The 12,659-nt window shown below is 73.2% G+C and carries 1 protein-coding gene; it reads right to left on the reverse strand.

Annotated elements, in window-relative coordinates:
* Positions 1 to 31 precede the first annotated feature (31 nt).
* Complete coding sequence (locus OG776_RS00415) at positions 32 to 12,577, reverse strand: type I polyketide synthase (protein WP_329318056.1); 12,546 nt, start codon at positions 12,575 to 12,577, stop codon at positions 32 to 34.
* Positions 12,578 to 12,659: the final 82 nt, after the last annotated feature.

The raw sequence follows: 12,659 nt of genomic DNA on the forward strand, positions 1-12,659 counted from the left end.
TCGAGAATCGGGAGCCATGACGGGGTTCCGCTCAGGAGATCCCGAGTTCCCTGTCGATCAGGTCGAACATGTCCTCGTCGGAGGCGGCGAGCAGTTCCTCGTCGACCGTCGCCTCTTCCGGCTCTTCGGATGCGGCCCAGGTGTCCAGCAGTGTGCGCAGTGATGCGGTGAGTGCCTGTCGTGCGGCGGGGTCGGACGCCTGCCGGTAGGCGGCTTCGAGCTGTTGCAGACCGGCGGGCAGATCGGTGGCCGGTCCGCTCGCCTCCGGCAGCAGTTCCGCTTCCAGGTGGTCGGCGAGGGCGTTCGGCGTCGGGTGGTCGAAGACGATGGTCGCCGAGAGGCGGGTGCCGAAGACCCCGCTGAGCCGGTTGCGCAGTTCCACCGCGGTCAGGGAGTCGAATCCCATGTCGCGGAAGGCGCGTCCGGGTTTGACGGTGCCGGACGGGCCGTGTCCCAGGACCGCGCCCACGTGGGTACGGATCAGGTCGACGAGCCGGCGTCGGCGTTTGGCCTCGGGCAGCGCGGCCAGTTCGGCCAGCAGGGCGGTGGCCGCGTCGGCTCCGTCGTCCTGGGTGTCGGGGCGTGCGGCGTCGCGTGCGGCGAGGAGTTCGCGTACCTCGGGCACCTCGTCGATGAGCGGCCGGTGTCCGTGGGCGCAGTAGGCGGGCAGGAAGCGGTCCCAGCGAATGTCGGCGACCACGAGGGTGCTCTCCCGGCCGGTGGCCGCCCCGGCCAGGGCGCGGACCGCGAGTTCGGGGGCCATCGCCGGGACGCCGCGGCGCAGCAGTTGCTCCCCGACCTCTTCGTCGACCATGCCGCCGCCCGCCCAGGCTCCCCAGGCGATCGAGGTGGCGGGCAGTCCTCGGGCGCGGCGCTGTTCGGCGAGGGCGTCGAGGTGGGCGTTGGCGGCGGCGTAGGGGGCCTGTCCTCCGTTGCCCCAGACGCCGGCGCCGGAGGAGAACAGGACGAAGGCGTCCAGGGGGTGGCCGCTCAGCAGTTCGTGGAGGTTCTGCGCGCCGAGGACCTTGGCGTGCATCACGGCGACGGCGTCCTCGGGTGCGAGGTCGCCCAGCGGCCGTGCCGTCTCGACCGCGCCCGCCGTGTGGACGACCGCGGTGAGGGGCGCGGTGTCGGGCACCTGGGCGAGCAGGGCGGCGAGTGCCTCGCGGTCGGCGACGTCGCAGGCGGCGACGGTCACGCGGCAGCCGAGGGCGGTGAGTTCGTCGCACAGTTCGCTTGCGCCGGGGGCATCGGGGCCGCGCCGGCTGGTCAGGATGAGGTGTTCGGCGCCGCCCTCGGCCAGGGACCGGGCGACCTGGGAGCCGAGGGCTCCCGTTCCACCGGTGACGAGGACCGTGCCGCGCGGTCGCCAGGTGTCGTCGTCGCGCGCGGACGTGGGGAGCGGTGTGCGGATCATACGGCGGACGCTGACCCCTCCCCCGCGCACCGCGAACTCGGTCTCTCGGCCGCCGTCCTCCCCGGTCTGCGGGGTGAGCAGGGCGAGCGCGAGGTGTACGGCGGACTCCGTGTCACCGGCGGGCAGGTCGACGAGGCCGCCGCAGCGATCGGGGGCGTCGAGGCCGATCACCCGGGCGAGTCCCCATACGGCCGCTTGTGCCGGATCGGGGGCGTGGTCGCCTTCGCCGGTCGAGACCGCGCCGCGGGTGAGGCACCACAGCCGGCCGGGTATCGCGGCGTCGTCGAGGGCCTGGACGAGTGCCATCGATCCGAGCAGTCCGTACGAGACGCCCGGACTGTGGTCGCTCGCACGGGTGTTGACGGCGAGCAGGGACAGGACGCCGTCCGGTGTCACGTCCGCGGGCAGGTCCGCGAGCAGTCGTCCGGCCAGTTCGCCGCGCTGGGCGGAGTCGGGCACGGTCAGCCGGACGGTCCGGGCGCCGGCGGTGTGCAGGGCGTCGAGGGCGGCCGTGACGAGAGTGTCGTCCTGGTGGCTCTCGGGGACGGCGACGAGCCAGGTGCCGTCGAGGGCCGGGGCGGGTGCCCCCGGTGCGGGTGCGGCCTGCGCGGGCCTGGGCCGCCAGGCGATGCGGTAGCGCCAGCTGTCGAGGGTGGAACGCTCGCGGCGGCCGCGGCGCCAGGAGGACAGGGCGGGCACGACCGCGCCCAGCGACTCCTGGTCCTCTATGCCGAGCGTACGGGCGAACCCTTCCAGGTCACCGTCCTCGACACTCTTCCAGAACGCCTCGTCCACCGGATCCGCCGCGGCTGACGCTTTCGGCAACTCCAGCCAGTAGCGGTCGCGTTGGAAGGCGTAGGTGGGCAGTTCGACCCGGCGGGGCGTGTAGGGGGTGAAGGCCGGTGCCCAGTCGACGGCGACGCCGCGTGTCCACGCCTCGCCGAGGGAGGTGTAGAAACGGGCGAGTCCGCCCTGACCGCGGCGCAGAGTACCGGTGACCACGGCCTCGCTCCCGGCCGCCTCCACCGTCTCCCCCACCGGAACAGTCAGCACCGGATGCGGGCTCATCTCCAAGAACGCACCATGACCCGACGCGACCAGCGCCCGGACAGCGGGCTCCAGCTGGACGGTCTGACGCAGGTTCGTGTACCAGTAGTCGGCATCCGTCTGCGCGGACTCGATCCACTCCCCCGTCACCGTCGAGAAGAACGGCACCCCCGGCTCACGCGGAACGACCGGAGCAAGAACCTCCAACAGCTCATCCCTGATCCGCTCGACGTGCGCGGAGTGCGAGGCGTAGTCGACCTCGACCCGACGCACCCGCACCTCCTGCCCGCCCGCCTGCTCCACGAGCTCATCCAGGGCGTCCGCGTCACCGGAAACCACCACCGAGGTCGGCCCGTTGACCGCCGCGACCGAGATACGGCCCTCCCAGGCCGCGATGAACTCCTCGGCCCGCTCCCGCGAGAGCGCGACCGACACCATCCCGCCCTGACCCGCCAGCGCGGTGATCGCACGAGAGCGCAACGCCGCCACCCGCGCACCGTCCTGCAGGCTCAACGCACCCGCAACGACCGCGGCCGCGATCTCACCCTGCGAATGACCCACCACCGCGGACGGACGCACACCGAACGACTCCCACAACGCCGCCAGCGACACCATCACCGCCCACAGCACAGGCTGCACCACATCCACCCGGTCCAGCCCGGGAGCGCCTTCCGCACCCCGGACCACATCCATCAACGACCACTCCACCAACCCGTCCAGCGCCGCCGCGCACTCACCGAAACGAGCCGCGAACACCGGTGAAGAGTCCAGGAGTTCCACGGCCATCCCCACCCACTGCGCACCCTGACCCGGGAACACGAAGACGGCGGACGGCGGTGTGGCGGCGGACCCTGCGGCACCGGAGGCGACGACGTCCTCGCCGATCAGCACCGCCCGGTTCTCGAACATGGAACGGTGGTTGAACAGGGTCCAGGCCACGTCGACGGGGCGTGTGCCCGTCTCGCCCGGGTCGGTGTCGCGCAGATGGGCCAGGAGTCGCTTCGTCTGCTGGTCGAGCGCCTTCTCGGAGCGGGTCGAGACCAGCAGGGGGACGGTCACGCCCGTGGGGTCGGGAAGGTCGGTGGGGGCGGGCTCGGCGGGTACGGGTGCGGGCTGTTCGATGATGACGTGGGCGTTGGTGCCGCTGATGCCGAAGGAGGAGACGCCGGCCCGTCGGGGGTGCTCGTCGCCGGTCCAGGGCCGGGCCTGGGAAAGGACTTCCACCGCGCCGGCGGACCAGTCCACGAACGGTGACACCTCGTCGGCGTGCAGGGACCTGGGCAGCACACCGTGCCGCATCGCCTGCACCATCTTGATGACCCCGGCCACACCCGAAGCCGCCTGACTGTGACCGATGTTGGACTTCACGGAGCCCAGCCACAGCGGCCGGTCCGCGTCCCGGTCCTGCCCGTAGGTGGCCAGCAGCGCCTGCGCCTCGATCGGGTCACCGAGCTTCGTGCCCGTACCGTGCGCCTCGACGACGTCGATGTCCTGGGCGGCGAGGCCCGCGTTGGCCAGGGCCGCCTGGATCACTCGTTGCTGGGAGGGGCCGTTGGGGGCGGTCAGACCGTTGGACGCACCGTCCTGGTTGATCGCCGAGCCGCGGACGACCGCGAGGACCTCGTGGCCGTTGCGGCGGGCGTCGGACAGGCGCTCCAGGAGCAGGACGCCCGCGCCCTCGGACAGGGCGAAGCCGTCCGCCTCGGCGGAGAAGGGCTTGCAGCGACCGTCCGGGGACAGGGCCCGCTGCCTGCTGAAGGCGACGAAGGGGCCGGGCCCGGACATCACGGTGACGGCTCCCGCGAGGGCGAGGGAGCACTCTCCGGAGCGCAGGGACTGGACGGCCATGTGGAGGGCGACCAGGGAGGAGGAGCAGGCGGTGTCGACCGTGACGGCGGGGCCTTCCAGGCCCAGGGTGTAGGCGACGCGGCCGGAGGCGACGCTCGCCGCCGCTCCGGTGGCCAGGTATCCCTCGGCCTCCCCCGCGGCCGCGCGCAGTTGGGCGGCGTACTCCTGGTCGGTCAGGCCCAGGTAGACGCCGGTGCTGCTGCCGCGCAGTGCCCGCGGGTCGATGCCGGCGCGTTCCAGCGTCTCCCAGGTGGTCTCCAGCAGGAGGCGCTGCTGCGGGTCCATCGCGAGGGCTTCACGCGGGGAGATCCCGAAGAATCCGGCGTCGAACTCGGCGGCGTCGTGCAGGAATCCGCTCTCACGGACGTAGCTGGTGCCGCTGCGGTCGGGATCCGGGTCGTAGAGCGCGTCGAGGTCCCAGCCACGGTCCGTGGGGAACCCCGAGATGACGTCGGCCTCCTCACGCACCACTCGCCACAGGTCCTCGGGCGAACGCACCCCGCCGGGATACCGGCACCCCATCGACACGATCGCGATCGGGTCGCCGTCCACCGCGCCCCGCGCCACCGGTGCGGCCGCCTCGGCGGGGTCCTGCCGGGAGCCGAAGGCCTGTGCGTCGATGAGGTCGGCCAGTGCCGAGATGCTGGGGTGGTCGAAGACGACGGTGGTGGGCAGCCGCAGTCCGGTGGTCCGGCCGAGGCGGTTGCGCAGTTCGACGGCGGTGAGCGAGTCGAAGCCGAGGTCCTTGAAGGCGAGTTCGGTGTCGATGTCCTCCGCGCTGTCGTGGCCGAGGACGGTGGCGACCTGTCGGCTGACCAGGTCCAGCAGGGCCGTGCGGCGGCGGGCCGGGTCGAGCGGCGCCAGGTGCTGGAGCGGCGTGGGGTCGGTTCCGGGTGCCGGGTTCTCGTCGTCGGCGGCCTGTGCCTCGGGCAGTTCGGCGAGGAGGTCACTGCGCCGGACCGAGGTGAACACCCCGGCGAAGCGGCGCCAGTCCACGTCGGCGAGCGCGATGAGTGTCTCGTCGTGGTCCAGGGCCTGCTGGAGACCGGTGACGGCGGTGTCCGGATCGATGACGGGCACACCGCGGCGGCGGAGGGTGTCCTGAAGGTTCTCGGCGATCATGCCGCCGCCCGCCCAGGGGCCCCAGGCGACCGAGAGGACGGGCACGCCGTCCGCGCGGCGCTGCTCGGCGCGTGCGTCGAGGATGGCGTTGGCGGCGGCGTAGGCGCCGTGGTCGGCGACGCCCCATGTGCCGGAGATGGAGGAGAAGTAGACGACGGCGTCGAGTGCGGCCGGGTCGAGTGCGGCGTCGAGGTGGTCGGCGCCGAGGACCTTGCCGGACAGGGTCGACACCAGGTCGGTGATCCCCGCGTCGTCGAGGGATCCCAGGGCACTGATGCCCGCGGCGTGCACGACCGTGCGGACGGGCGGTACGTCCTCCTGCTCCAGGTGCCGGACCAGCGCGGTGACGGAGCCGGGGTCGGCCATGTCGCAGGCGACGACGCTGACCGAGGTGCCCTGTTCCTCGAGTTCCCGGCGGACCTCGTCCATGCCCGGTGTGTCGGCGCCGCGGCGTCCGGTCAGGACGAGACGGGCGGCGCCCTGGCCGGCGAGCCAGCGCGCCATACGGACACCGAGGGCGCCGGTGCCGCCCGTGACGAGGACGGTGTCGCTCGGCTTCCAGGACCGGGTGGCGGGTGCCTGGCCGTACGGGGCGCGGATGAGCCGACGGCCGTAGGCCTTGCTGGCGCGGACGGCGATCTGGTCCTCGGTGCCCTGTCCGGCGAGGAGGTGGACGAGCAGCTTCAGGGTGGACTCGTCGGCCGCCTCGGGGAGGTCGATCAGACCGCCCCAGCGCTTGGGGTGTTCGAGGGCGGCGACGCGGCCGAGTCCCCAGACACCTGCCTGTACGGGTGCGGCGGGTGCCCGGTCGTCGGCGGTGGCGACGGCACCGCGGGTGAGGCACCACAGGGGTGCCTGGATCTCCGCGTCGCCGAGCGCCTGCACGAGGGTCAGGCTCACGGCCAGGCCACGGGGTACGGACGCGTGCTCGGGGTGCGGCAGTTCGTCGAGGCCGGTCAGGGAGAGGACGCCGCCGAAGGTACGGTTCTCGGCCTCGGCCCGCAGGCGTTCCGCCAGTCGCTGCCGCTCGGAGTCCGCGGTACCGACGGTCAAAACGCTGACGCCGTCCGTCCGTTCGGTGAGGGCGCCGAGGACGGCCCGGAAGAGCGGGGCGTCGTCGAACGTCTCCGGGACGACGAGCAGCCAACTGCCGTCGGCGTGCGCGCCGGTGGGCGCCTGGATGGACAGCGGCCGCCAGACGATGCGGTAGCGCCAGCTGTCGAGGGTGGAACGCTCGCGGCGGCCGCGGCGCCAGGAGGACAGGGCGGGCACGACCGCGCCCAGCGACTCCTGGTCCTCTATGCCGAGCGTACGGGCGAACCCTTCCAGGTCACCGTCCTCGACACTCTTCCAGAACGCCTCGTCCACCGGATCCGCCGCGGCTGACGCCTTCGGCAACTCCAGCCAGAACCGCTGGCGCTGGAAGGCGTAGGTGGGCAACTCGACGCGCTGCGGACGCTGTTCGGCGAACGCCTGGGCCCAGTCGACGGTGACACCGCGTGTCCAGGCCTCACCGAGGGAGGTGTAGAAACGGGCCAGACCGCCCTGACCGCGGCGCAAAGTACCGGTGACCACGGCCTCGACACCGGCCGCCTCCACCGTCTCCCCCACCGGAACGGTCAGCACCGGGTGCGGGCTCATCTCCAGGAACGCACCATGACCCGACGCGACCAGCGCCCGGACAGCGGGCTCCAGCTGGACGGTCTGACGCAGGTTCGTGTACCAGTAGTCGGCATCCGTCTGCGCGGACTCGATCCACTCCCCCGTCACCGTCGAGAAGAACGGCACCCCCGGCTCACGCGGAACGACCGGAGCAAGAACCTCCAACAGCTCATCCCTGATCCGCTCGACGTGCGCGGAGTGCGAGGCGTAGTCCACCTCGACCCGACGCACCCGCACCTCCTGAACACCGGCCTGCTCCACGAGCTCATCCAGGGCGTCCGCGTCGCCGGAAACCACCACCGAGGTCGGCCCGTTGACCGCCGCGACCGAGATACGGCCCTCCCAGGCCGCGATCAGTTCCTCGGCCCGCTCCCGCGAGAGCGCCACCGACACCATCCCGCCCTCACCCGCCAGCGCGGTGATCGCACGAGAGCGCAACGCCGCCACCCGCGCACCGTCCTGCAGGCTCAACGCACCCGCAACGACCGCGGCCGCGATCTCACCCTGCGAATGACCCACCACCGCGGACGGACGCACACCGAACGACTCCCACAACGCCGCCAGCGACACCATCACCGCCCACAGCACAGGCTGCACCACATCCACCCGGTCCAGCCCGGGAGCGCCTTCCGCGCCCCGGACCACATCCATCAACGACCACTCCACCAACCCGTCCAGCGCCGCCGCGCACTCACCGAAACGAGCCGCGAACACCGGTGAAGAGTCCAGGAGTTCCACCGCCATCCCCACCCACTGCGCACCCTGACCCGGGAACACGAAGACGGCGGACGGCGGTGTGGCGGCGGACCCAGCGGCACCGGAGGCGACGACCTCCTCGCCGATCAGCACCGCCCGGTTCTCGAACACGGAACGGTGATTGAACAGGGTCCAGGCCACATCGACGGGGTGCGCGTCCGTCTCCCGGAGGTGGGAGACAAGGCGCTCGGTCTGGTCGTCGAGCGCCTTCTCAGAGCGGGCCGAGACCAGCAGGGGGACCACGACGTCGGCGGGCTCGGCAGCGGGCTCGGCGGCCGCCGGGCCGGACGCCTCGGACGCGGGCTCGTCGGGGACGGTCGACTCGGACGCGGACGGGTCGGGTTCGGGGCGCCCGGACTCGTGCTGCCCGGGTGCGGGCTGTTCGATGATGACGTGGGCGTTGGTGCCGCTCACGCCGAACGAGGAGACGCCGGCCCGTCGGGGGCGGTCGTCCCCCGCCCAGGGCCGGGCCTCGGAGAGGACCTCGACCGCGCCGGCCGACCAGTCCACGAACGACGACACCTCGTCTGCGTGCAGGGACCTGGGCAGCACACCGTGCCGCATCGCCTGCACCATCTTGATGACCCCGGCCACACCCGAAGCCGCCTGACTGTGACCGATGTTGGACTTCACCGAGCCCAGCCACAGCGGCCGGTCCGCGTCCCGGTCCTGCCCGTAGGTGGCCAGCAGCGCCTGCGCCTCGATCGGGTCACCGAGCTTGGTGCCCGTACCGTGCGCCTCCACCGCGTCGACGTCGACGGCCGACAGGCCCGCGTTGGCGAGGGCGGCGCGGATGACACGCTGCTGGGAGAGGCCGTTGGGGGCGGTCAGACCGTTGGACGCACCGTCCTGGTTGATCGCCGAGCCACGGACGACCGCGAGGACCTCGTGGCCGTTGCGGCGGGCGTCCGAGAGCCGCTCCAGGAGCAGGACCCCCACGCCTTCGGCCCAGGCCGTGCCGTCGGCGCCTTCCGCGAACGGCTTGCAGCGTCCGTCGGCCGCGAGGCCGCGCTGGCGGCTGAACTCCACGAACATGCCCGGGGCGCCCATGACGGTGGCGCCGCCGGCGAAGGCGAGGGAGCACTCTCCGGAGCGCAGGGACTGGACGGCCATGTGGAGGGCGACCAGGGAGGAGGAGCAGGCGGTGTCGACGGTGACGGCGGGGCCTTCGAGGCCCAGGGTGTAGGCGATGCGGCCGGAGGCGACGCTCGCCGTGGTGCCGGTCAGGACGTGGCCCTCGACCGCTTCGAGCGCTTCGTGCAGGCGTGGGCCGTACTCGGGGGCGGTGGCTCCGATGAAGACGCCGGTGGGGGTGGACTGCAGTCGGTGCGGGTCGATGCCGGCGCGCTCCAGTGCCTCCCAGGTGGTCTCCAGCAGGAGGCGCTGCTGCGGGTCCATCGCGAGGGCTTCACGCGGGGAGATCCCGAAGAATCCGGCGTCGAACTCGGCGGCGTCGTGCAGGAATCCGCCTTCGCGGACGTAGCTGGTGCCGCTGCGGTCGGGATCCGGGTCGTAGAGCGCGTCGAGGTCCCAGCCACGGTCCGTGGGGAACCCCGAGATGACGTCGGCCTCCTCACGCACCAGCCGCCACAGGTCCTCGGGCGAGCGCACCCCGCCGGGATACCGGCAGCCGATCGACACGATCGCGATGGGTTCGTCGTTCGCCGCGCCCCGCGCCACGGGCGCGGCCGCCTCGGTCGCGGTGGTGTCGTGTGCGGTGTCGAGGTGGCGGGCGAGGCGGGCGGGGGTGGGGTGTTCGTAGACGACGGTGGCGGGCAGGCGCAGGCCGGCGGCGCGGTTGAGGCGGTCGCACAGTTCGACGACGGTGACCGAGTCGAAGCCGAGGTCCTTGAACGAGCGTGCGGGGTCGATGGCGTCGGCGTCGGTGTGGCCGAGGATGAGGGCCGCGCTCTCCCGGACGAGTCGGAGGCTGTCGCCGGTGCCGGTGCCGGTGGGGGTGGCGGGTGCCGGGGGGCGGTGCGCGGGGGCGGCGGGGACGGTGTGGGGGTGTGCGGGGGTGCCGGGGGTGGTGTCGATCCAGTGGCGGCGGCGCTGGAAGGCGTAGGTGGGCAGGTCGACCGTGCGGGGCCGGTGGGCGGCGAAGGCCGGGGTCCAGTCGACGTCGGCGCCGCGTGTCCAGAGTTCTCCGAGCGAGGTGTAGAAGCGGGTGAGGCCGCCGTCGTTGCGCCGCAGGGTGCCGGTGACGACGGTGTGTTCGGGGTGGGCGGCCGCGGCCTCGGCGGTCTCGCGGACCGGGGTGGTCAGCACGGGGTGCGGGCTGACCTCGACGAAGACGGTGTGTCCGGCGGCGGCCAGGGCCCGTACGGCGGGTTCCAGGAGGACGGGCCGGCGCAGGTTGGCGTACCAGTAGGCGGCGTCGGTGCGGGCGTCGCGCAGCCAGTCGCCGGTGACCGTGGACAGGAAGGGGATCTCGGGCGTGCGGGGGGTGAGCGGGGCGAGGAGGCGCAGGACCTCGTCCTGGACGGCTTCGACGTGCGCGGAGTGGGAGGCGTAGTCGACGTCGATGCGGCGTACGCGTACGCCTTGGTGTTCGGCCTCGGCGGTCAGTTCGTCGAGGGCGGTGGTGTCGCCGGAGACGACGACCGAGGAGGGGCCGTTGACGGCGGCGACGGCGACGCGGCCGTCCCAGGCGGCGATGAGGGTGCGTGCCTGGGGCTCGGGGAGGGCCACGGACATCATGCCGCTGAGGCCTTTGAGCGCGATGAGTGCCTTGCTGCGCTGGGCGACGGCCAGGGCGCCGTCCTCCAGGCTCAGCGCGCCGGCGACGCAGGCGGCGGCGATCTCGCCCTGGGAGTGTCCGACGACCGCCGCAGGTCGTACGCCGTGGGCCTGCCACAGGGCGGCCAGGGACACCATGACGGCCCACAGGACGGGCTGGACGACTTCGACGTCGGAGCGGTCCAGCGAGGGTGCGCTGGGGTCGCCGCGCAGGACGGCGGAGAGTGACCAGTCGACGTGCGGGGCGAGGGCGGCCTCGCACTCGGCGATCCGGTCGGCGAAGGCGGGTGCGGTGGTCATGAGTTCGTCCGCCATGGCGGCCCACTGGCTGCCCTGGCCGGGGAAGACGAAGACGGGCCGGTCGATGTGTCCGCCCGCGGGGCCCGGGGGGATGGCGGCGGTGAGGTGGCGCAGGATGCCGGCGGAGTCGGTGGCGGCGCCGACGGCCCGGTACGCGAGGGGGGTGCGGGTGGTGAGCAGGGACCAGCCGGTGTCGACGGGGTCGGCCTGGGCGGCGGGGTGGGCGGCGAGTCGTGCGGTCTGGGCGTGCAGGGCCTCGGGGCTGCGGGCGGACAGCAGCCAGGGCACCACGGGGGGTTCGGCGCCGGCGGGCCGTGCGGTGTCGGCTGGCCGGGGTGCGGGCGGGGTGGTCGGGGGTGCCTGTTCGAGGACGAGGTGGGCGTTGGTGCCGCCCATGCCGAAGGAGGAGACGCCCGCGCGCAGCGGCCGGCCGGGGTCCGGTGTGGTCCACTCGGTGGTTTCCAGCTGGACGCGCAGGCCGAGTCCGTCGAGGTCGATGGCCGGGTTGGGCGTGGTGTGGTTGAGGCTCGGGACGAGCCGGCCGTGGGCGAGGCAGAGGACCGTCTTGAGCAGTCCCGCGATGCCGGCGGCGCCTTCCAGGTGGCCGATGTTGGTCTTGACGGAGCCGACGGCCAGGGGGGTGCGGCGGTCGGGGTCGGTGCCGATGGCGGCGCCGAGCGCGGCGGCTTCCACGGGGTCGCCGACCCGGGTGCCGGTGCCGTGCAGTTCGACGTAGTCGATGCCGGCCGGGGCGACGCCGGCGCGGGCGCAGGCGCTGCGGATGGCGGCTTCCTGGGCGGCGGCGTCGGGGGTGGTGAGGGTGGCGCCGGTGCCGTCGTTGTTGACGGCTCCGCCGCGGATGACTGCGTGGACGCGGTCGCCGTCGGCCAGGGCCCGGGCGAGGGGCTTGAGGACGACGAAGGCGGCGCCCTCGCCGCGGACGAATCCGTTGGCGCGGGCGTCGAAGGTGTGGCACAGGCCGTCCGGGCTGAGGCCGCCGAACTCGGCGAGGGTCAGGGTGCTGTCGGGGGTGAGGTTGAGGTGGACGCCGCCGGCGAGGGCGAGTTCGCAGTCGCCGGAGCGGAGGCTGTCGCAGGCGAGCTGGACGGCGACGAGGGAGGACGACTGGGCGCTGTCGACGGTGAGGCTGGGGCCGCTGACGCCGAGGGCGTAGGAGAGGCGGCCCGCGATGAGGCCGCGGTTGAGGCCGGTGGCGGTGTGGTGGCCGACGGCTTCGGGGCCCTGCCGGTGGACGAGGGCGGCGTAGTCGGAGACGTCGGCGCCGACGAAGACGCCGGTGGCGTGCGGCAGGCCGGTCACCGGGAGCGCGGCGTGTTCCAGTGCCTCCCAGCCCAGTTCGAGGACGAGCCGGGCCTGCGGGTCCATGGCTTCGGCCTCACGGGGTGAGATGCCGAAGAAGTCCGCGTCGAAGTCGGCGGGGGCGTCGATGAAGCCGCCGCGGTAGGGGATCGTGGTGCCCCGGCCGGTGGTGAAGGCGTCGTCGTGCGGTGCGCCGGTGCGACGGTCCGCGGGGGCGTCGGTGATGGCGCTGCGGCCCTCCGTGAGCAGCCTCCAGTAGGCGTCCGGTCCGTTCGCGCCGGGCAGCCGGCACGCAAGGCCGACCACGGCCACGGGTTCGTGGGCCGAAACGGTGGTCCGGGCGTCCGCGGGTACCGGCTCGTTCATGGATGGCACTCCAAACACCAAGGCGACGGGGTCGGGGCAGCCCTCACGGTTGCACGGTGTCCGGCGCGCTCGACGCTCCTGC

The organism is Streptomyces sp. NBC_01689 (genome assembly GCF_036250675.1).
Taxonomy (GTDB): domain Bacteria; phylum Actinomycetota; class Actinomycetes; order Streptomycetales; family Streptomycetaceae; genus Streptomyces.

Excerpts from the sequence above, each read along its gene's own strand:
- OG776_RS00415 (WP_329318056.1), bottom strand. The coding sequence starts at position 12,577 with ATGAACGAGCCGGTACCCGCGGACGCCCGGACCACCGTTTCGGCCCAC.